Source organism: Ideonella paludis, assembly GCF_018069865.1.
Taxonomy (GTDB): Bacteria; Pseudomonadota; Gammaproteobacteria; order Burkholderiales; family Burkholderiaceae_C; genus Ideonella; species Ideonella paludis.
The window spans coordinates 539,011-561,788 of sequence record NZ_JAGQDG010000003.1; the positions used below are offsets into that span (position 1 = coordinate 539,011).

Below are 22,778 nucleotides of genomic sequence, written 5' to 3' on the forward strand. Positions count from 1 at the left end.
CCAGGCTTGCTGGCAATGACATGGGCTGTCAGAGTGGCTTTTCAGAGGAGATGGGCGGTCAGATCAACAACATCAGGGCGCTCGCAGCGTGGAAATGGAGATGCGTTGAACTAAGCTAGATTCATGCCAGCTTGGGTATTTGTCTTCCGGCTTGAAAAATCCCTCTGCATGGGCATTAATCTGCAGGTGTCTGACAATTTTTGGCAGCCGTGGTGCAGGGGTGGGTGACGTTTTTTGTCAGGGTCAATAAATGTCAATCATGAAGGCGATACAAAATAAAACCGGCCCCTTGGAAATTTACCAAGGGGCCGGTTTGAAAGGGGTTTGGGGTGGTTTAGAGCGATACCTTGCGGGTGCTGTTTCGGGGGCTGAGTTTGGCCGGGCGCGGCCTGCCAGGCGCCGTGCCTTGCAGACGCGCTGGCCGGCTGGCGCTCGCCACGGCGCGGGGCCAATCGGGCACGGCCATGGCATAGCGTTGCTCCAGCAGCGTCTTGGTCAGCAGATAGGCATTGCGGTTGTCGTCTTGCGCATGGATCTCCATCAGCTTCAGGTAGGGCAGCGGGCCGGCCCAGTCTGCTGCCTTCAGGTGCTCGGTCAGGGTGTCCACAGCGGCGCTGGTCATGCCCAGGGCCATGTAAAAGTCCACCAGTTGTTCCATGTCCAGCCAGGCCTCGCACTGAGCGGCTGCTGCCATGCTGACGGCGCCTGGGCTGGGTTGTGCGGTGGGGCTGGCGCGGCGCTGGGCTTGAAGCTTGCGCAAGGCGGCCCAGCCCCTTGCTAGGCGGTGGCTCACCACCTGGAGCCAGGGGCGCGATACGGGCTGCTGAACAGGCTTATGCATGGCTCACCCCGGCCAAGCAGGCGGTGGCGGCCAGGTGCAGGCCGGCGCGGCTGCGGTGGGCCCAGGCCCTGCGCATTTCAGCGGCCGGCAGCGTCAGGCTGCCGCTCGCGACGGCGGGCGTGCCTTGGTCGTCGGTGGCAATGACCACCGCCGATAAGGTCGGCGTGCGCTTGGCCATCAGTTGCGCCACCGGCACCGCCACGGCGAAGCGACCCCGCTCATCGACTGAGCCGCGCACGGGGAGGTTGTTCACCAGCACGGTCACCCGGTCGCCGCAGCGGCCACTGGTGCTGCCGCACACGCTCAGGGTGTCTGAGTGCATGAGCGCCTGGAGCAGCGGCCCCAAGCTCAAGGGGTCTAGGGTCAGCTGCGCCTGTCGCATCAGCGAGGGCTTGCTCAAGACATGGGCCAGCGGGGCACAAAAGGCGTAGGGCTTCATAGGACGGTTGGTAGACGGTACAGCTCAAGGGTCACCAGCACATTCCGCGGCGCTTACTCAAAAATGAGAGCTAACGGATGAATTGCTATGAATTATCGAGATCAACTCACAACATGGCACGGAATTTATCCCCACTTCTAGGGGGGTTGGAAGGCTGTCACTGTTGCAATACGTAACTATCTCGGCATACCTTGTGCAGTGTTTTTCCCTGCGTTATGTGCAGCAATCCTGCTTCTTCTGGGGCTGGTGAGCGGCACGGAGCAGCGCACCTGACACAAGTTGCAAAGAATCATCGCTGCGACTAAATCTCAAAACTCAGTAAACCTCGCGCCAGGTCATGCGGCCCAGCTTGGCCGGCTTGGCGTGGGTCAAGGCGGTGCTGTTGGAGCCTGGCGCGGGGCTGCTGCCCCCACCTTGGCCGGGGCCGCCCGACCACGAATTGGCCTGCCCGGTGTCCTGCCCCAAACTGGGCAGCAAGAGCGACATCTGCTGCGCCTGGGTAGAGGCCGCTTGCAGCACGGCTGGCGGCCCAAACTGCCCGCCGCTGACCGCCATGCCCGCAGGGCTGAGGGCTTGAGCGCTGTCGGGGTTGAGCCGGTCTTGGGCGTTGATCTGGCCATCGCCATTGATGTCAAACGGCACCAGCGCGCTGTAGCCATGGAGCGGGTCCACCTCATTGAGCCAAGAGCGCGGGCCAATGCAGACATTCACCGCCCGGTCGGGCGTGACCGGCCGCACCGACGAGAACATCACCAAGCCCGTCGGCTGCACCCGTGGCGCACCCACGCCATGCTCAAAGGCTTGCAGGTCCAGCACCCAGCCTAATGCGCCGCCCTGGTAGTCCACCGTGGTGGGCTGCAAAGCGCGGTATTCCACACCGTTGACCACCTGGTTCAGGGCAAACGGCAAGCTCGTGAGCTGCCCCCTTGCCACCGTGGCCCCTGTGCCCTTGTCCAGCACGCCGTAGATTGACTGCGTGGCCACATTGGCCGAGCCCTGCAGCGGCGAGATGGCCGCCCCCGTGGCAAACACCACCTGCCAGCAGCGCTTGGCTGCAGTGCCCGCCTCTGCGTCTGCACCATCTGCATCGGCCGAGCCACAGCCGGCGGCCAGCGGGTTGGCCGTCACAAACGGGGCTTGTGTCACGGGCTGTTGGGCCTCGGTCTTGAACAATCGCGTCACACGGGCCGCCGCTGGGTTGCGCACATCAAAGCGCCAGACATTGCCCTGCAAGTCACCGGCATACACCAGGTCGATCCGACCATCGCCGTCCACATCCACCGGCGTGGGCGTGCTCAAGCCGTTGTTCACGCTCAGGCCCGGCTCGCTGGCCGCACCGGCCCACAGCTCATCCACGGCCCAGCGCTGCCAGCGCTCTGCGCCGTCTTGGTCCAGGTAAAACGCATACAGCACCGCCTTGCCCGTTCCGCTGGCCGCGGCCCCACCGTTGCCGTCATTGCTGTGGATGCCATTGCCCACCAGCACCGCAGAGCGGCGGCCGGCATGGGCACCTGTACCGTGGGCCAACTGCACCAACTGCTGCGACACCAAGGCGTTGTTGCTCAGCGGCTGGCTGATGATGTAGCCCAAGTCCTTCAAGGCCGGGTCACTCACATTGCTGTACTCAAACAGCACCCCCGCGCCCTGGCCCAAGTCCGCCTTTGTCACATCCAGCGCCGTGATGGCGCGGGCCCCGCGGCCATAAGTCATCACCGCCACCGCGCGCCAGCCCAGAGCCGCCCCCGCGTTCACATGGCCCACCATCGGAATGTTGTCCACAAAGAAAGGGTTGGCGCGAATCCCCGCCAGGTCCGCGTCCGCATAGTTCGCCGCGCGGCGCAGCATCACATCCGGCACAAACGACCAAGCCTCGCGCAGCTCACCACGGCGCACCTCATAGGCATGCAGTGCACCGTCATTGCCCCCAAACAAGGCGATCGGGTGGGGCCGCGTGACAGCAGCACGATAGGCTGTGTAGCCCGGGTAGCTGCGCTCGTTCAGGCTCAGCGTTGCTGTGGGCAACAACACGGCCGGGCTGGAGTTGATGACCGGACCCAGGCTCTTGCCGCCGCGAGGCCTGAAGCCACCGTCGCTGCCGCGCAAATAGGCCAGGCGCGCGGCGCCCAGCGTGTCGGCCTGGCCTGACAAGCTTTGGTTCAGCGCGGCTTGCTGGCCTGCGCTCAGGTTGGCCCACGTCAAAGGCTGCACCGGCTGCACGCCATTGGCCGCCACACCCGCCGTGAACATGGGCCGCGCATCGGGCGCCGCGGTGGCAGCCTGGGCCGAGAGATAGCCCGAGCTGTCAATTTGGCCTGTGGGTGTCAAGCCGAAGGCCCACAAGTCGCCACTGAACTGCTGCAGCGCCCAGCGGCCCTGCACCACCGAGGTCTTGGGGTCTCGCGGGCCTTTGTCGCTGAGTACCGCGCGCTGTGAGGTGGGCGACGCCATGGCCGAGAAGCCGCTGCTCAGGCCACCGGGGGACAGGACCTTGCTGACCGTCAGCGCTTCGCTGACGCTGCTGCCCAAAAGTGTGGACTTGACGTTCAGCGTGGCCACGGTTTGGCAGTCGGGAGCGGGCGGGGCTTGGGTGCCCACGCACACCTGCATCGGGTCGCCCTTCCAGGTCACATCCACGCCGATACTGCCGGCCGGGCTCTGGCCGCTGGAGGTCCGCAGCTCCACTGCGACTTTGAGCGCTGGATAGTCGCTGTAGGGGATGTCGCTGATGTCGAGGTGATAGCTGCTGTATGGCATTTGCCGCACAGGCTTGAGGACCTCGGGTAGCGGCGCACCTGCTGGCGTTTTGAGGGTAACCCTCACTTCGCTCAAGCCATTTGCTCCCCCCCAAGCGACGCCCTGACTCAGGCGGACTTTGTCCCAGGCGCTGACTCTGGCTCTCGTCGCATCGCACTGCATGGCGAGGTCCGGAGACACATCCAGCTCGGGCAAGCTGCCGCCGCCGCCGCCGTCGCAGGCTTGGGGTGGGCTATTTTGGGAGAGGCGCCCTCCGGTCTTGGTGGGGTCGAACATATGCGCCTGGCCGTTGGGGCCAACGATCAGCACGCAGTTGGGCCTCGTGGGGTCAACTCGCGCAGTGGTGGTGTTGATCGTGCTGGAGTAACCGGGGCCGCGGGGCTCGTTTCGGTAGTCCTCTGGGGTGTAGTAAAGCCCGCAGTCAGAGTCGGTGGCGAAGTCAAAGCAACGCAGAATCATGTCCCAGCGCAGATACACCTTTGTGCCCACAATCGCGTCGGAATTGTGAAAGCCAAAGTACATGGACTGAGCGCTGATGGCTGCGTAGTTGAGGTTCGACTTGAACCCGCTGCCGTTCAAACCGATGCAAACCTGGTCTGTACTCCCTACGCAAACGCCGCGTGGGCTGCCATCTCGATTGAGGTAAGGGTGAAGGCCTGACCTGTCCGTGGCAAACACACGACCCTCGCTGGGAAACCCCGAGCAAGGCGCACCTGTCGCACTGTCGTGGCAGGCGAGGCTCTCGTTGCGCAGATTGAAGATGAACAACTTGCCTGCCAAGACCAAGCCTTGGGTGGCCATCACATACAGTTCGTTGTTGTAGGCGTTGGGGTAGGTTTGCCGCCCGCACTCCGATCGGGAGGCGGTGTCGAAGCAGACCACGGTCCCGGCGCTATCCACCATCATGAAATACTTGCTGCCAACGCTGCCAAGATTGATGATGGCCTCCTTGGCGGGGCTCAAGCGCCATTGGCCGCAATGCCTCAGAGTGTCGAGGTTCAAGCACACCACGTAGTTGCCAGAGCCATCGGCTTTTTGCATGCCCATGAACATCTCGCCGGTCTCGTAGTTGACGCTTTCAAGGGGCACGGGCGAACTGATCCAACTCGTGCCCCAACGAGTGATCATTTGCCCTTCCTTGTCCGGAAAGCTATAGGCCTCTGTGGACAAAAATCCCGCACCGCTCTCCCAGACCATGGGGCAAGGTTGATTGGTGCTGGTCACGAGGCGACACTTGAGGTGACCGGTCTTCAAAGCGCCGTTGAGGCTGTCTTTCATGGACACCAGCATGCGGTCCTTGTAGGGAATCAGCCGGTAAGCCGCGCCTAGGCTCTCTAGGTATCTGCCGGTAGGTGAACTGCGGGTGCCAACCAGTCTGGCTTGGGGCGCTAGGGTCCACTTCACCTGCGTTACCGCACTGCCGTTGGCCGGCTCTGTCGTCGTCCATTGGCCGTTGACCAACCACTGCATGCTCGCGTTGGCAGGCTTGCGCACACTGCCCGCCAGCCAGGTGTGGCCGGGAGGAATGTCCAGCACACCCTCGGTCTCGTGCGGGCCGTCGAGCTTGGACTGGAAGTAACTCGTCCAGCGCACTTGGTCGTTGCCACTGAGATCCAGCGTGCTGTTCAGAGTGGGCGAGGTGGCTGGGCCGGTGACTTGGCCGCCCAACTCCAGATAGCTGCCGATCGGACTGGTGACCTGGCTTTGAGCGGCCACCCACACCACCGTGCCGATCAGCAGGCCCAATCCCGTGAGCTTGGCCAAGCCTTGCCAGGGACGACGGGTGCCCATGGCACGGCAAAAAGTGTCGAGGGCTGGGTGCATGTGGCTTGATCCAAGGTGAGGTTTGCAGGAGGAGCCCGTTTTCATGGAGGGGCCAACCTATGCGGAGCGTGTGGCTGCTGGTGCGGCGTGAGGGCGTCCAGAGGGTCTTGTTTGGGGGCAGGGTCAGGTCCATGCGGCGGCCCCGGTGTGGCCTGTGCGCGCCACACCGAAAGACCCTGACCCCATGACGGGCCAGGGTGGCTGGGGCCGGGGCTCAGTGCATCAGGTGCTGCAACTGGGCATCGAGGTGCAGCCCGGTATGGCGCAGTCCGTGGTGGGCCACCAGCTCGAGTTGCTCAGCGCTGGGGCCTTGGCCCGTGGCGGGCGCCTCGGCGGCGGCGGCTTGCTCCAGCGGGCTGGGGGCCTGCAGCAGGTCAGCCGCCGCCAGCGGCTGGGGCGCGGCGGCCGTAGGCCCCGCCTCAAACCACACGTCCACCAGGTCGTGCCGCTGGCCGTCGGCGGTGGTGTAGTCGGACACCAAGCCCAGCAGGTTGCCGTGCTGCACCTCGGTGCCGGCTTCAGCCTTTAGGTTGAAAGCCACGATGCCCAGCTCGCCCAGGCCTTTGAGCTCCCCCGCTTGGGTTTGCCCGTCGAGGTTGCCGTCCACCCACACCTGCAGTTGCGCGAACACAGCGTCTTGGGCATTGATCAGGCCGTCGCCGTTGTCATCGGCCTCAGCCAGGGCCACAAAGCCGTCGGCCGCTTTGCGGCCATCCGCCAAGGTGGTGCCTTGGCCAAACAGCTCGCTGCCGTCATCGATGCGGCCATTGCCGTTGCGGTCTAGCGCCAGCAGGCCGTCGCGGCCGTCCGTCCAGCCGACGTTGCTGGCCTGGCCCTCGTCCAGCACATCGAAGTTCACGCCTTGCTCCAGGCCCACGGTTTGCACGCCGTTGCCGTCGAGGTCGAGGACGAGGGGGCAGCCGCCGGTCCATTGCCACCAGACAGAGACGAATGATCCCGTCGCCGGGATGATGACCTCGTCCAAGACGTCGCCCGTCAGGTTGACCTCGCGCACATGCAGGTCAAACGCAACCGACCACGAACTCATGTTGCCGAAGTTGTCGAGCTTGCCGGCAACCTGGATTTGGGTGCCGGGGGCGGCCCAATACCGGCCGTCGGCATCTGGCGTCATCGGCGACCAGTAAGGGTTCGCCGGGCCGCTGCCCACAGTGACTTCGCCAAAGACACGAAAGCTCACCAGGAGTCGCTCGCTGCCGTCTTGGTCTGGCGAGCTGCCGTCGACCAGCAGTGTGAAAACAGACACGTTGGGGGCCATGTTGGTCTGCATCGGCGCCAAGCTCAGCGTGCCCAGGTCGGCCTTGGGCGCGATGTCGATGGTCATCGTGCTGTCCGTGTGGGTGCTGCCGTCGGCACCGTAGGCGGTGAACTTGAACTGCGCATAGTCAGACAGCTTGTTGCCCACTCCGCTGCGCTGGTAGGCATCGACACCCGATTCTTGTCCGTCGGGCACAAATCTCAGCTTGCCAGCGTCAATATCGGTGCGGCTGACCTCCTCGCCCACTTGCACCAGCCGCCAGCGGCCGTCGACCTCGTGTTGCAGCAGGCCATCGGCGGGTAATGCAGAGATCATCAGCTTGGGCAAGGCGGCTGCCAGTTGGTTCAGGCCGAAGTCGGCCCAGCTCAAGGTCAGGGGCATGTCCTCGGTGCCGCTGGCCGTGCCGCTCAGGTCGTTGTCCATCACCCTGCCAGCGCCCGTGGCGCTGCTGCCATTGGCCGAGACGACCTTCAGGCTCAGGGCTTCGGCTTGCTCAAACGTGCTGTCATCCACCGTCGCCACGCGGACCTGAAAGCTGGTGGTTTGGGCGGGCAGGGTCACCAAGCCCCCGGCCACGTCGACCCAGCCTTGGCCCAGGTTGACTTGCAGCGGGCCTTGGGTGTCTTGGCCCACGGTGGCGGTGCCGCTCATCAGCTCCAGCAGCAGGGCCGTGGGTACGGCGGCGTCGCTGGTCTGCACGGTGTAGGTCAGGGCATGGCCTTCGACCACGGCCTCCGGGGCGCTGACCGCCTCCACATTGGCTTGCACGGGCTGCACATTGAAGTTCAGGCGGCTGGGCTGGACGGCGCTTTGGCCTTCGGCGTCCTTGGGCAGGTAGTAAAAAACATCCACGGCCGGCGCGGTGAGGCCAAAGGACTTGTCGGCCACATAGCTGTAGCTGCCGTCGGCGTTCAGGGTCAGGTGGCCGTACTGTCCGGCCAGCCGGGTGCCCAGGTTTTCACCGGGCGTCACACTGGGGTTGTTGTCGACACCGGCCACGCGCAGGTCAGCCTGGCGGCCATCGGGGTCACTGTCGTTGGCCAGCACATTGCCGGTGTTGATGGGCAAGTCTGCCCTGGCGGCAGGCGTGCCGGGCTCGGCCGGCACCTGCACGCGCAAGCCTTGTTGGGCCAGCACCTGGGCTTGCAAGGCGCTGTGCTCAAACACCACATAGCTGCTGCCGTTGACCTGCACCGTGCCCACGCGGAGCCATTGGCCGGCGTCGCCACCGTGGCTGACCAAGGGCGTCAAGCTCAGGGTGTCGCTGCTGTCGCCATTGACCATGACCTGAGTCTTGCCATTGGCTACAAAAGCATCGGTTCGGCCTTGGGCCAGCACGTCATTGATGCTCATCTCCAGCGTATTGCGCGCACCGGTGCCCAGCTCAAAGCGCTCCACATTGTTGAGCGTGGCTGCTACGCCGGGCGTGCTGGAGTGCAGGCTCAGGTTCAAGCGCATGTCGCTGCCGCTCAGGCGCAGGGTGTCGGTGCCGGCGCCAGCATCCAGGCCTTGGGCCAAGGCTGAGTCCAGCTCGGCCTGGCTGGCGAAGCTCAGCACGTCGTTGCCTTGGGTGTCATTCACCAGGGCCCCTGGGGTGATGCTGCCGTCGTCCGCGCCGGGGTCGACGCCCACCGTGGGAAGACGCTGCCCGAGCTGAACAAAGTAGGGGAAGAGATAGGGGTTGCTGCTGCCGGTTTGCGTCAGGGTGATGCTGACGATGTCCCCCGACAGGCCGATCAGGCCTTGGCCGTACCTGCCGGCACCCAACAGCAGATTGCCACTCACCTCACCCAAGCTGCCGTTGTCTGACACCTGGTAGAGCGTGGGGTTGAAGGTGTTGCCCTTGGCGTCGGTGGCCGTGACGCTCAGGTCGGCGGAGAGCTGCTGGAAGAACAGGTTGGGGTCGGTGACGGGCTTGCTGAAGTTCAGCGTCAGGCTGGCGCCCTCGCTGACCATCACGGCGGCTCCGTGGAACCCTGTGGGTTTGTCGCCGAACCAGAGGCTATGAAAGGATGAGTTGACCGAGGCCGATCGGTCCACCACACCGTTGTTGGTTTTGTCCGAGCTGATGGCGGTGAACTCCACGCTGCCATCAATGGTGCCCAAGCTGCCGGTGTGCGTTCCGCTGCTGTTGGCGGCGGCAAGGTCCATGTAGGCGAAGGACTCTTTTGTGGTCCCCGCTTGGTTGACGATCTTCAAGTCCGCCTTGTTGGACCAGGCACCGGCTTCGCCCGAGGCATTGGTCTCTTGGGCATAGAAGTTGTGGGTGCGTCCGCCGTTGGCGAAGTCTCGGCTGTCGCGCAGGTCCAAGATCCAACTGCCGTCGGCTTGCACGGTGGTACTGCCAATCGGGTGGTCCGTGCCGTTGTCGTACACGGTGATGGTGTTGCCGGCGCTGGCGGCCCCATTCGCGGCGTGGCCCTTGATCGCCAGGCGGGTGGCGTCGGTGGTGCTGCCGATGGCGGGTTGGCTGTCTATCGGCAGATAGCCACTGAAGGGGCTGTAGTGCAGGGCGTCAAAGCCCTCAATGGTCGGGGCCTTGGCCTCGCCGCCTTCATAGATCACGTCCTGGCTCACCGTGGGCGAGACGGCTTGGCCGCTGGCGTCCACCACGCGCGCGTTGTAGGTCCAGTCCTTGTTGTGGGCCTGGGCGTCCACGGCTGTCCAGTGGCGGCCGTCTGCGGAGATGACCGCGTCGAACCACACGCCGGGGTGGTCTGAGCTGCTGACCTGAACTTTCATGCCGGGGGCCAGCAAGTCGGTCAGCAAGCCGTACACGCCACGGCCGGCGTCGCCGTCCGAGGTGCGCCAGGTTTGCCCGCCCGGCAGCACGCTGCCACTGTCTTGGCTCATGGCCAAGAAGGTGGCCACAGGCGCAGCCAGGGCGCGCACCGGGGCCGCATCGTCGCTGCCGATGGGCGAGAAGTTGCCGTTGAAGATCACCCGGTCTTCGGCCATAGGGGACACCTTGTTGGAGGTGTCGGTGATCTGAGCCGTAACCACCAGAGTGGCTCCCGAGGCTGGCAGGGGGAAGGCCCCCGCGAAGGCGATGCTGCCGCTGTCAACATCGGCTTGCACCACACGCTTGCTCACCCCATGGCCCGCGTTGTCTTTCACTTCCACCAGGTCGCCCACACGGATGGTGTCGGGCAGGTCCACGCGTACGTCGACGCGAGTGGCGCCAGCCAACTCATCACGGGTCAGCAGGCCGTCATTGTTGGCGTCGTCCGTCAGCTGCACCACGGGCGCCTCAAGGGGCGCGTCCATCACCACGGTGATGTCATAGGGGCTGCTGTCCGCACGGGCGCCATCCGCTGCGGTGGCGCGCACCTGGAAGTTGTGCGGGCCGGCGGCCAGCGGGGTGCTGGGCGTCAAGGTCCACTGGCCTTGTGCATTGGCCTGGGTGGTGCCGATCAAGGTGCTGCCGTCATAGACATCCACACGCGCCAGCGGCTCGGCGGTGCCGCCTAAGGTGGGTGTGGTGTCGTCCGTGCTGCCGCCCTTGCTGACATTGCCCTGGGTGGAGCCGACGTTGTCGTCCACCGTGGTGATGGTGGGCGCAGCCATGCCGGGGCCGACGTGCAGGGTCACGGTGCCTTGGCTGGTGTTGCCCTGGGCATCGCTCACGGTGTAGGTGAAGCTGTCATCCCCCACATAACCCGCGTTAGGCTGGTAGGTCAGCGTGCCATCGGCAGCGCGGCTCAGCGTGCCGTGGGTGGGCTGGCCGTAGCCGGTGGGCACGATGCTCAGCGGGCCACCTTCCGGGTCGCTGTCGTTGGCCAGCAGCAGGCTCTCGGGCGCGCTCACGGCGCTGCCTGCGCGCAGCGCGGCCTCTTCACCCATCACCACCGGCGGGCGGTTGGCACTGGCGGCCACCTGCAGGTGCACCGTGCCTTGGGTCAGGCCGCCCTGGCCGTCGCTGACCAGGTAGGTGAAGCTGTCTTCGCCCACATAGTTGGCGTCGGCGGTGTAGGTCAAGGTGCCATCGGGGGCGCGGCTGAGTGTGCCGTGCGCGGGCTGGCCAACGCTTTGAATGCTCAGCGGGTTGCCATCGGGGTCGCTGTCGTTGGCCAGCAGGGCGCTCTCATGGGCGCTGACGGGTGTGCCGGCTTGCACGTTCACAAACTCGTCCATCACCACCGGGGCCTCGTTGGGCACAGGGATGGGGTCCGGCGGGCAGACGTTGATGTGGACGGTCTCGGTGCAGGTGTTGCCGAACTGGTCTTGCACGGTGTAGCTGAAGCTGTCGGCCCCCACATAGCCCGGGGCCGGGCTGTAGGCATAGCTGCCATCGCTGTGCAGCACCAGGCTGCCGTGGGCAGGCTGGCCGACCGAACGCAGGCTGATGACCGAGCCGTTCAGCCCGGTGTCATTGCCCACCAGATCTTCAGGCGTGATGCGCTGCGTGTGCCCTTGATAGATGCTGAAGCGCTCGTCCGCGGGGCGGATCCAGGATTCAATGGGGGTGATGCTCATGGGCGTGGTCCTCTATGCTTTTGATCGTGACGTCCCTGGCCCAGGGACTGGGGGTTGGCTTGCGGGGCTCAATACACTTCGCGCCAAGTCATGCGGCCCAGCTTGGCGGGGTTGGCGTGGGTGAGGGCGGCACTGTTGCTGCCAGGGGCGGGGTTGCTGCCCCCTTGGCCAGGGCCGCCTGACCAGGCATTCACTTGGCCGGTGTCTTGGCCTAGGCTGGGCAGCAGCAACGACATTTGCTGTGCTTGTGAGGAGGACGCCAGCAGCACGGCAGGAGGGCCAAACTGCGCCCCACTGACCGCCATGCCCGAGGGCGACAGCGGCTGGTTGCTGCTGGCGGCCAAGCGGTCTTGCGCATCGATGCGGCCATCGCCGTTGGTGTCGAAGGGCACGAGGGCGCTGTAGCCTTGCAGTGGGTCCACCTCATTGAGCCATGAGCGCGGGCCGATGCAGACATTGCTGGCGCGCTCTGGCGTGACGGGGCGGATGGACGAGAACATCACCAGCCCGCTGGTTTGCAGGCGCGGAGCGCCCACGCCGTGCTCAAAGGCCTGCAGGTCGATGCGCCAGCCCAAGGCGCCACCGGCGTAGTCCACCTGAGTGGGCGTCAGTGCGCGGTACTCCACGCCCCGGACCACCTCATTCAAGGCATAGTCAATGCGCGTCAGGCTGCCCAGCGCCACACTTTGGCCGCGGCCCCTGTCCAGCACGCCGTACAGCGACTGCGTGGCCACATTCGCCGAGCCGAGCAGCGGCGAGATGCCCGCACCCGTGCCAAACACCACTTGCCAGCAGCGCTTGGCCGCGGCGCTGGCCTTGGCCTCTGCCAAGCCGCAGCCGCTTGCCAGTGGGTTGGCTGTGACAAACGGCGCTTGGGTGATCGGCTGCTGCGCATCGGTCTGGAACAAGCGGGTGACGCTGGCGGCGTCGGGGTTGCGCACATCAAAGCGCCACAGATTGCCCTGCTGGTCGCCGGCATACACCACATCGACCCGGCCGTCGCCGTCCACATCCACCGGGGTGGGCGTGCTCAGGCCGTTGTTCACGTTCAAGCCCGGCTCGCTGGCAGCGCCCGGCCACAGCTCGTCCACGGCCCAGCGGTGCCAGCGGGGGCTGCCGCTGCGGTCGAAGTAGAAGGCGTAGAGCACGGGCTTGCCCGTGCCGCTGTGGGCTTGGCCGCCAGCGCCGTCATTGCTGTTGATGCCATTGCCCACCAAGACGGCCGAGCGGCGGCCCGCGCCGTCGGGCGTGGCCATCTGCACGATCTGCTGGGCCATGAACGCGTTGTTGCTGACAGGCTGGCTCACGATGTAGCCCAGGTCCTTGAGCGCCGGGTCGGTGGTGTTGCTGTACTCAAACAGCACACCAGCGCCTTGCTCCAGATTGGCGGAGGTCACATCCAGCGCCGTGATGGCTCGGGCACCGCGGCCATAGGTCATCACCGCCACCGCACGCCAGCCCTGGCTGCCGCCCACATCGGTGTGGCCCACCATGGGAATGTTGTCCACGAAGTAGGGGTTGGCGCGCACACCGGCCAAGCTGGCGTCGGCAAAGTTGGCGGCGCGGGGCAGCATCACATTGGGCACAAACGACCAGGCTTCGCGCAGGCCATCGGGCCGCACTTCATAGCCATGCAAGGCGCCGTCATTGCCACCAAACAGTGCCATCGGGTGGGCGCGGGTGACGCTGCTGCGGTAAGCGGTGTAGCCGGGGTAGGCCTTCTCGCTGAGCCCCAGGGTGGCGCTGGGCGGGAGCATGGCGGGGCTGGAGCTGAGCACCGGCCCCAGCACCTTGCCACCGCGGGCGCGGAAGGGGCCGTCGGTGCCGCGCAGATAGTCCAGGCGCGCAGCGCCCTGCGTGTCGGTCAAGCCACTCAAGTTGGTGTTGAGCGCGGCCTGCTGGCTGGGGGTGAGCCCTGCCCACTCCAAGGGCTTGACGGGCATGGCGCCGCCGCTGGGCGTGGCCACATACACCGGGCGCTGCGCAGGGGCCAGCGTGCCGGCTTGGGCAGAGAAGTAGCGGCTGCCGTCGATCTGGCCTTGGTTGTTCAGCCCAAAGGCCCACAAGTCACCGCTGAAGTCAGACAGCGACCAGCGCCCTTGGGTGACCTGCGTCCGGGGGTCGCGTGGGCCTCTGTCGGTCAGCACAGCGCGGGCCGAGGTGGCCGTGGCAATGGCCGAGTAGCCGGTGCTGCTGCCGCCCGGCGACAGCACCTTGCTGACCGACAAGGCCTCGCTGACGCTGCTGCCCAAAAGTGTGGACTTGACGTTCAGCGTGGCCACGGTTTGGCAGTCGGGAGCGGGCGGGGCTTGGGTGCCCACGCACACCTGCATCGGGTCGCCCTTCCAGGTCACATCGGCACCGGCCTTGCCCTGGGCTTGCAGGCCGGAGGGCGAGGCCAAGGTGAACGACACCTTCAGATGCGGAAAGTCGGCGTAGGGGATGTCACTGATGTCGAGCTTGTAGCTGCCATAAGGCATTTGCCGCACGGGGTTCAGCCGTGCCGGCAACGTGGTGCCATTGGCGTCTTTGAGGGTCACGGTGACGCCACTCAGGCCATTGGCGCCACCCCAGGGCAAGCTGCTGCTCAGCCGCACCTGATCCCAGCCTTGCACCTTGGTGCGGGTGCCGTCGCATTGCAGGCCAACGGCCGGGCTGACATCGACGTCCGGGAGCTTGCTGCTGGAGCCGCCGCCGCAAGGGCGGTGCGGTGCATAGCTGTAGAAGGAGCCCAGGCTGTCAGCGTCAAGGAGGTCGGCCTGCCCGTTCATGCCAACGATGAGGATGCAGTTCGGGCGGGTGGGGTCCAATCGCGCCGTGTAGGTGTGCTGCATGCCGTAGGCTTGAGCCGGGACACTGGGGTGGTATGCCGCCTTGGGCAAGAACGCAAAGCCGCAACTCGAATCGGTGGCAAAGTCGAAGCAACGGTTCATCGGGCCGTAGCGGGTGAACATCCTCGACCCCACAAAGGAGTCGATGTGGTGGAAGCCAAAGTTCATCTCCTGCGAGAACGCGTTCTGATAGGTCAGCGAGGGCTCAAAGTTCAACCCATCCAGGTCCACGCAGCGCCGGAGCGGCGCGCAGACGCCTCGGGCGCTGCCATCCCGGTTCAGGTAGGGATAGACGGCCGGGTAGGTCTGGGGGCCCATGGTGGTTCCGGCGGCGCTCCACGATGCGCACGGGCCGTTGGTCGCCGGGTTGTGGCAGTAGAGCTGCGACGACCGGGGATTGAAAATGAAGAGCCGGCCAGCCAGGGTGATGGACTGCGTCGCCAGGAGGTATTCGCTGGCATAGGCTCCGGGGTAGCGCGTGCGCCCGCACTCGGCGCGAGTCACGCTGTCAAAGCAAACCACGGTGTCAAATCCATCCACCAGCATGAAGTATTTGGTCCCCACGCTGCCCAGGTTGATGACGGGCGCCGCGCCCCAGGCCTTGCCATCGCTGACCTTCCACTGTCCGCAGTGGGTGAAGGTGTCGAGGTTGGTGCACACCACATAGTTGCCCGAGCCATCGGCTTTCTCCATGCCCATGAACATCTCGCCGGCCTCGTAGTTGACGATCTCCAGCGGCACGGTCGAGCTGCGCCAAGCCAGGCCATTGCCACTGTCCGCCGCCCCCGGGGTCTCTTTGTCGGCGAAGCTGTAGCCGTACATGGACAGGGTTCGAGGCGTCCAGGAGTTGGGCGGATCGGCGGGGAAGGTGCACGGCGCGTTGGGCTCAGGCAGGACGCCGAAGGCCATGCGGCACTTGATGTAGCCTGAGTTCAGCGTGCCCACATTGGGGCCCTGCGGAGCGTCTTGGTTCCGCAGGGACACAAACATCTTGTCCTTGTAGGGGATCAGACGGTAGGCATCACCCAGGCCCCACAGATAGGCCGCGGTTGGGGTCGAGGACTGGGCGCTGAACACCGATGGCGGTGTGTAGGACCACTTCACCTGCGTGACGAGTGCGCCTTGGGCGGGCTCGGTGCTGACCCATTGGCCATTGACCGACCACTGCAGGCTGACGTGGGCGGGCTTGCGCACACTGCCCGCCAGCCAGGTGTGGCCGGGAGGAATGTCCAGCACGCCCTCGCTCTCATGCGGGCCGTCGAGCTTGGACTGGAAGTAACTCGTCCAGCGCACCTGGTCGTTGCCGCTGAGATCGAGCGTGCTGTTCAGCGTGGGCGAGGCGGCCGGGCCGGTGACTTGGCCGCCCAACTCCAGATAGCTGCCGATCGGACTGGTGACCTGGCTCTGGGCGGCCACCCACACCACCGTGCCGATCAGCAGGCCTAATCCCGAGAGCTTGGCCAGCCTTTGGAAGACCTTTTTCATGGCTGCCCCTCTTGAGATCTGGGCAGGTCTCGCGGGTCTATTTGTAACCGCTCCAGCGCGGAAGGAGGCGCCAAAAGCGGGCTCGCATCACAGACCATGGCGGGTTCAGCAGCGGCGTGGTCGGCGCTCAAGAGGGACACGTCTTGGCCGAGAAACACCCCATGCAGCGGCCACACGGGGCTGGGCCAGAAGCCCACAAACGTGCCAAAAAAGTCCATTGCAAGCGGTGACAGCACCACATCCACTCCCGTTCAGCCTCAAAAAGCGAGATCAAATCTCAAACATGAGCTTGGATTCTCATTGTGAAGAGCGCTGAAGGTGAGGAATTTGTGCCCACTTCGTGTTGGATTGAGGGGTCAAAAGTGTGTGTAACAGTTACTTCGGCGCGTCGCTTCGCTGGCTGAGAGGGGGTGAAAGTGCGCAAAAAAGCGCAGATGAAGCCCAAGCTCGGCAGATTCGGGGCTGTCACGAAAGATACAAAAAGATACGCATGGGTGAGAGACTGGCCCGGCTGCTGAACACCCCCCGGGGGGGATATCTCGTGTGAGAGCAGCGGCCGCGCTCTGGCTGTGGTGGGGCGTGCCGGCCCGTGCACAATGCAGCGGCCATGAGCCTGCACCCCTACCTCTATCTCGCCTCTCAAAGCCCGCGCCGTGCCCAACTGCTGGACCAGCTGGGTGTGGCGCACGAGTTGCTGCTGCCCGATGACAACGAAGACGCCGAGCGCCTGGAGGCTGAGCGCCCTGGCGAGCGGCCCGAGGACTATGTGCTGCGGGTGACACGCGCCAAGCTGGTGGCCGCGCGTGAGCGCTTGGCCCGCCGCGCTTGGCCCCAGGCGCCGGTGCTGTGCTCGGACACCACCGTGGCCTTGGGCCTGCGCATCTTGGGCAAGCCGGCAGACGCTGAGCAGGCCCGCCAAACCTTGGCACTGCTGTCCGGCCGCACCCATCAGGTGTTCACTGCGGTGGCGGTGCATGACGGGCGCCGCACGCGGGTGGCCTTGAGCCGCTCGACCGTGCAGTTTGCGGCGCTGCCGCCCGAAGTGATCGACGCTTATGTGGCCAGCGGCGAGCCCTTTGGCAAGGCCGGCGCCTATGCGGTGCAGAGTGCGCTGGCGGGCTGGATTGCCCAAATCAAGGGCAGCTACTCCGGTATCATGGGTTTGCCCCTTTACGAGACCACCCAACTGCTGCGTCAAGCCCGCTTGCGCATGGCCTTAACGCCAAGCTGAGCGCCTCCAGCAGCGCTGGTGGTCCCACAGCGCCCTGACATGCACGACATTCTCATCAATTGGGCTCCTCAAGAGACCCGCGTCGCCATCATCGAAAACGGTGCCGTGCAAGAGTTGCACATTGAACGCACCCTAGAGCGCGGCTTGGTGGGCAATGTGTATCTGGGCAAAGTGGCGCGGGTGCTGCCGGGCATGCAGAGTGCCTTCATCGACATCGGGCTGGAGCGCGCGGCGTTTTTGCACGTGGCCGATCTGCACACCAGCCCGCATGGCCTGCGCGGCGAGAGCCAAACCCTGGTGCCCATCGAGAAGCAGGTCTTTGAAGGCCAGACCCTGATGGTGCAGGTCATCAAAGACCCCATCGGCACCAAAGGCGCGCGCCTCTCCACCCAGATCAGCATTGCCGGGCGCATGCTGGTGTTCTTGCCGCAAGACAACCACATTGGCATCTCGCAAAAGATTGGCTCGCCCGAGGCCCGCGAGCAACTGCGCGCCCGCATGCAGGCCTTGGTGGGCAAGCCCGAAGAGGGCGGCGGCGGTGGCTTTATCTTGCGCACCAATGCCGAGGAAGCCAGCGACCAAGAGCTGGCCGACGACATTGCCTACCTGCGCCGCACCTGGGCCCGCATCAAGCAAGGCGGGCTCAAGCAGCCGGCGGGCACGCTGCTGCATCAAGACCTCTCGCTGGCCGAACGTGTGCTGCGGGACCTGGCCAATGAGCAGACCCAACACATCCGGGTCGATTCCAAAATGCAGTTCGACCTGCTCACCGCCTTTGGCGAGGCCTACACGCCCACCTCGATTGCGCGGCTGGAACACTACAAAGGCGAGCGGCCCATTTTTGACCTCTATGGCGTGGAAGAAGAAATCGCCCGCGCCCTGGCGCGCCGGGTGGATTTGAAGTCGGGTGGCTACCTCATCATCGACCAGACCGAGGCCCTGACCACCATTGATGTGAACACCGGCGGCTATGTGGGTGCGCGCAACTTTGATGAGACGATCTTCAAGACCAACCTCGAAGCCGCACTGGCCATCGCCCGCCAACTGCGCCTGCGCAACTTGGGCGGCATCATCATTGCCGACTTCATCGACATGGTGCGCGAAGACCACCAGCAAGCGGTGCTGGCTGAGTTCCGCAAGCAGCTCGCGCGCGACCGCACCCGCACCACCGTCAGTGGCTTCACCCAGCTCGGCCTGGTGGAGATGACGCGCAAGCGCACGCGGGAATCGCTGGCCCATATGCTGTGCCAGCCTTGCCCCACCTGCCAGGGCCGCGGCCAGGTCAAAACCGCGCGCAGCGTCTGCTACGACATCCTGCGCGAGATCCTGCGCGAGGCCCGCCAGTTCGACCCCAAGGATTTCCGCGTTGTGGCCAGCCCCGCTGTGGTCGAGATGCTGCTGGACGAAGAAAGCGCCCACCTGGCCGACCTCTCGGCCTTCATCGGCAAGCCTATTTCCCTCTCGGCCGAGCCCACCATGAACCCGGAGCAGTACGACATCGTGCTGTTGTGATCAGCCGACCTCTCGCTCGATGCTTTGGTCAGGCCCGGTGCACCGAGGATGACATTGACTGCTCTTCAGTCGCGCTGGGGTGAAGCCCAAAGCGGGTTTGCTCAGGGACTGTAGGACCTGACGGGCGGCTGATCTGTCAGCAGCCACTGTTTGTGATGGCATAGGTCGGCGAATTGCCCGCTGCCCAAAACCAAGTGCGATAGGTGACTTTGCAGTTGGCGGGGTCCGGCGCCTCGGGGATTTGGAACTCCATCTCAAAGGAGCTGCCGACATAAGGGCGGACAGAGATGCCCCCCAGGTTCAAGGCGCGGGCGAAGGAGGCGTAACCCGAGGACAGGCCGTAGCCGTCAAAGGGCGCGGGCCAGCCATGCTGCATGCCGAAGTCTCTGCCGTCCATCGTGACATGCGGTGCCTGTCCGTTGGGCATGGCCGTGATGTGGCCGTAGGCGTCCCCACACTGGGTGTACTGCAGCTTGCACAAGGCTCGCATCTGGTTGGCGCTGGAGATCAAAACCCCTTGTAGAGCCTGTAGCTTGGCGAGCCGTGCGTCGCGCTGCAGGTCCATGAACTTGGGGAGCGCCGCAGCAGCCAGCACGCCCAAGATGACGATCACCATGATCAACTCGATCAGGGTGAAGCCAGAGACACTGCGACCGAAGTGTCTACCTTGGGAGGGCTGAAAAAGAGGCCTCATGGTGTGTTAACAACCGGAGGTAGAAAGCACAAATCGGGCCGTACCGCTTGGATTGGGCATCCAAAGCTGATAGCTGACTTTGCAGTTGGTCGGGTCTTGCGCGTCGGCGATTTGAAAGTCTCGCAGAAAGCTCCCGGGAACGTAGGGGGCCACCGTGAAGTCTGTGAGGGTGAGCCCCGCCGTGATGTCTTTATAGCCCGCGGTAGGCCCGTAGCCCCACCAAGCCGTGGGCCACCCGTAATACATGCCAATAGTGTCGCCATTGCTGACGACCCGAGGCATCTCGGTGGTGCCGGGCACAGCCGTCTGGAATGGCACCTGATCACTGCAGTGCTGGTACTGGAGGTAGCAAAGTGCGCGAAGTTGATGGGCCGTCGTCTTGAGGGTCGCTTCAAGTCCCTGCAGCTTGGCCACGCGGGCGTCACGCCGCATGTCCAGAAACTTGGGCAGGGCCACGGCCGAGAGCACGCCCAAGATGACGATCACCATGATCAACTCGATCAGGGTGAAGCCATGCGCGTGCTGCCTGGGCGAAAGACGAGGGCTGAACTTCATGCGGAGACCTTACTGGCTGAAGATATCGGCCAGCGTCTGCCCGCACTTGAATCGCCCGCCTTCAGGCTCCCCTCTCAGCGCCAGTTGTGGGCGCTCGGGCTTGGCGCGTGGCGGGCAACTGAGCCGCCATGCCTGCCTTCTTTCCCTCATTGTTGTGCAGTGATTTCTCTAGCATGGCGGGGTGATGAACCCCCACTTTCTGACCCTCTGGGTCTGCCGTACCTTCTGTGCCCTCTTTCAGCGTGGGGCGCGGCTCATCGCGGCCGTGCTCTGCAGCGTGCTGGTGCAGGGTGTCGCCCAGGCCAGTGACTATCGCGTGGAGCTGTCCTACGCCGTGGATCAAAGCCGCAAGCTCACGCTGGCAGAGGTTCAGGCCTTGCCTGCTAGCGCGTGGAAGGACGAGAGCACCCGACATTTGTCGTTGGGCTACACAGACGCGGCGGTCTGGTTTCGCGTCCGCGTGACCTCTCTGGCCCGCGTGCCGCAAGAGGGCATGTTGGAGATCACCTATCCGGTCCTGAGTGACATCAGAGCCTATCGCAGCGCCCCGGCACCGGTCAGCACCGACGAGCCGATCTACCTGGGCTCACATCTGCCCTTTGAGCAAAGACTGGTGCTGAATCGCAACTTTGTCCTGCCTTTCCTCAGCCTGGCCGGGGAGCGCAGCGAGTGGCTGGTGCGGGTGGTGACACCCACCTCGATGCAGTTCCCCGTGGTGGTGCGCAACCGGGATAAGTTTGAGCGCAATGAGCAGGCGGCCTCGACCGCGCACGGCATTTACCTGGGCGTGGTGCTGGCCATGTTGGCCTACAACCTCTATCTGTGGGTGGCATCGCGGGAGGGGGTCTACTTTTGGTATGTGGGCTGGATGCTGGCCATTGCCGGCCTGGTGCTGACCATGGCGGGGGTGAGCTACCAATGGGCGTGGCCAGATTCGCCCGAATGGAACCTGGCGAGCATGCCCTTTTTCCTCTCGCTCTCGGCCTTCAGCGGGGTGATGTTCTACAGCGCCTTGTCGCGCATCCGCACCCACTGGCCGCGCGGCTGGCAGGTCAGCCGAGGCTTGGCCGCGCTGCAGATCGCGGCCATCACGGTGGCCTTGGTGGCGCCCTACCAGGTCGCCATCTTGGTCGGCATCGGCAGCGCCATCTTCACGATGACCGGTGTGGTGTCTATGGCCGCTTGGATGTCTCACCGCCAAGTGGCTGCCGCGACCTCGTTCCTGAAAACCTTCATGGTGTTTGTGCTGGGCGGGTTGGCGCTGGCTGGCACCAAGCTGGGATGGCTGGCGGCCAGCCCGTGGCTGAACCATGCGCCCCAAGCCAGCTCCGCGCTGGCCATGCTCTTGTTCTCGGTGATGTTGGCAGCGCGGGCCGATGCTGAGCGCAAACTGCGTGAGCGCACCCAGCAGGAGTTGCTGACTCAACACGAGCGTTGGCATGCCGAGCTAGAGAGCAAGGTGGCGGTGCGCACCGACGAACTCAAACGCCTGAACCAAACCTTGGCCAAACTCAGCCGCACCGACGCGCTGACCGGCCTGTTCAACCGGCGTTATCTCGAAGAGTGTGTGGAGGCCGAGCTGACGCGCTGCGCCCAGGAGCACCTGCTCATGGCGGTTTTCATGCTGGACATCGACCACTTCAAGCGCTTGAATGACACCTACGGCCATGCGGCCGGCGACGAATGCCTGCGCACGGTGGCCCAGCGCTTGCTGGCCTGCACGCGGCCCACCGAAGACGTGCTGGTGCGTTGGGGTGGCGAGGAGTTCTGCCTCGTGGCCTTGGTGACAGAGGCAGCCGCCGCAGCGGCATTGGGCGAGCGCTTGCGCGCCAGCGTGTGTGCCGAGCCGGTGCTTTGCGATGACGTTCAGATCACCGTCACCGCCAGCGTGGGTGTGGCCGTGGGGGTGCCCAAGACCAGGCTGGATGTGTTCGACCTCCAACTGCGCGCCGATGAGTCGCTCTATGCGGCCAAGGCCACGGGCCGCAACCGCTGCGTGTTGGCGCCGCAGCCTTCCGCCTACTGAGGTCTTCCAGCGGCGTCTTCGCTCAAATCTGGCAGCACAGAGGCGCTGGCCGCAAAGGCCTGCTCGACGGCCACCATGGCTTGATCGGCGGGTATGCCTTGTTCCAACTGCGTGTTCATCACACAGGCCGCGATCAGCGCGCGGGTCAGCGCGGGGGCGTTGGCGTCAGGCGGCTGCAGCGAGTGTTCAATGGCGTCTGCGGCTGTGTCTGGCAGCCCAATCTCGGCCGCCCACCAGGCGCTGACTTCGGGGTGAGCCACGCCAAAAGCGAGGAGCTCTCGCTCGGCCAACTCATGGCTGCTGCACAGGGCCAGTTGGCTGGGCATGGCCCCGAAGGCCTGCTCGGCCTGGTCGGGCAGGCAATGGCACAAGATGATGTGGCCCATGCCTTGCAGCAGGCCTGCACTCTGTGCCTGGTCTTCCGGCGCGCCCCAGCGGCGGGCCCATTGCCGCGCGCAAGTGCCGGTGACCACGGCCCGCCGCCAAAAGGCCGGCAGGTCCACATGCGCTGTTTTCTGGAAGGCGCCCACCGAGCCGTGCAGCAGCAGCACGCCCTCCACGGCGCGCAAGCCCATCACGGCGACGGCATCGCGCACCGAGGACAGCGGCCGGTCACTGGCGTAATGGGCCGAGTTGGCGATCTGCAGCACGCGCGAGGTCAACACTGGGTCGAGCGCCACTTGGGCCGCCACGTCGGCCAGGCTCGCGCTGTCGTCGCGCAGCGCTTGCAGCAGCTCTCGGATCACCCGCGGCACGGTGGGCAGTTGCACCTCACCCGACAACAGTTGTGCAAAGAAGGGGGTCACCAGGGTGTCCTTGGGGCCAGAGGAGGAT

11 protein-coding genes are annotated in these 22,778 nt (G+C 64.9%); 3 read left to right on the forward strand and 8 right to left on the reverse strand.

Annotated features, from left to right (window positions below; translation table 11 throughout):
* Positions 1-334 precede the first annotated feature (334 nt).
* The 5 genes from KAK11_RS10205 to KAK11_RS10225 form a co-directional block, all read right to left on the reverse strand.
* Positions 335-841 (reverse strand): hypothetical protein, encoded by a 507-nt coding sequence (locus KAK11_RS10205; protein ID WP_210808870.1) that lies wholly within the window; start codon positions 839-841, stop codon positions 335-337.
* Positions 834-1,280 (reverse strand): hypothetical protein, encoded by a 447-nt coding sequence (locus KAK11_RS10210; RefSeq protein ID WP_210808872.1) that lies wholly within the window; start codon positions 1,278-1,280, stop codon positions 834-836. The genes KAK11_RS10205 and KAK11_RS10210 overlap by 8 nt, the downstream gene beginning before the upstream one ends.
* A 315-nt stretch (positions 1,281-1,595) precedes the next feature.
* Positions 1,596-5,858 carry a pilus assembly protein gene (locus KAK11_RS10215; RefSeq protein ID WP_210808874.1) on the reverse strand — a complete coding sequence of 1,421 codons (4,263 nt, stop codon included), beginning with the start codon at positions 5,856-5,858 and terminating at the stop codon, positions 1,596-1,598.
* 214 nt (positions 5,859-6,072) lie between these two features.
* Positions 6,073-11,610 (reverse strand): cadherin-like domain-containing protein, encoded by a 5,538-nt coding sequence (locus tag KAK11_RS10220; protein ID WP_210808876.1) that lies wholly within the window; start codon positions 11,608-11,610, stop codon positions 6,073-6,075.
* Positions 11,611-11,678: 68 nt separating this feature from the next.
* Positions 11,679-15,926 (reverse strand): pilus assembly protein, encoded by a 4,248-nt coding sequence (locus KAK11_RS10225; RefSeq protein ID WP_210808878.1) that lies wholly within the window; start codon positions 15,924-15,926, stop codon positions 11,679-11,681.
* Between the two features lie 607 nt (positions 15,927-16,533).
* On the opposite strand from KAK11_RS10225, the gene KAK11_RS10230 reads away from it, so the two are divergent.
* Both KAK11_RS10230 and rng read left to right on the forward strand, forming a co-directional pair.
* Positions 16,534-17,157 (forward strand): Maf family protein, encoded by a 624-nt coding sequence (locus KAK11_RS10230; RefSeq protein WP_375140677.1) that lies wholly within the window; start codon positions 16,534-16,536, stop codon positions 17,155-17,157.
* A gap of 39 nt (positions 17,158-17,196) precedes the next feature.
* Entirely contained in the window at positions 17,197-18,669 is a 1,473-nt protein-coding gene (rng, locus tag KAK11_RS10235) for a ribonuclease G (RefSeq protein WP_210808880.1), read from the forward strand.
* Positions 18,670-18,805: 136 nt separating this feature from the next.
* Here the strand turns inward: rng and KAK11_RS10240 are convergent, their stop codons facing one another.
* On the reverse strand, positions 18,806-19,285 hold the full coding sequence (locus tag KAK11_RS10240) for a type II secretion system protein (RefSeq protein ID WP_246498720.1): 480 nt from the start codon (positions 19,283-19,285) through the stop codon (positions 18,806-18,808).
* A gap of 84 nt (positions 19,286-19,369) precedes the next feature.
* Positions 19,370-19,918, reverse strand: a complete 549-nt coding sequence (locus KAK11_RS10245; RefSeq protein WP_210808884.1) for a type II secretion system protein — start codon at positions 19,916-19,918, stop codon at positions 19,370-19,372.
* 184 nt (positions 19,919-20,102) lie between these two features.
* Between KAK11_RS10245 and KAK11_RS10250 the strand changes: the two genes are divergently transcribed.
* Positions 20,103-21,944, forward strand: coding sequence for a sensor domain-containing diguanylate cyclase (locus KAK11_RS10250; protein ID WP_210808886.1), 1,842 nt, complete (start codon positions 20,103-20,105; stop codon positions 21,942-21,944).
* Here KAK11_RS10250 and KAK11_RS10255 read toward each other — a convergent pair.
* Positions 21,938-22,750, reverse strand: coding sequence for an HDOD domain-containing protein (locus KAK11_RS10255; protein WP_210808888.1), 813 nt, complete (start codon positions 22,748-22,750; stop codon positions 21,938-21,940). The two genes, KAK11_RS10250 and KAK11_RS10255, sit on opposite strands and share 7 nt — an antisense overlap.
* Between the last annotated feature and the right edge of the window lie 28 nt (positions 22,751-22,778).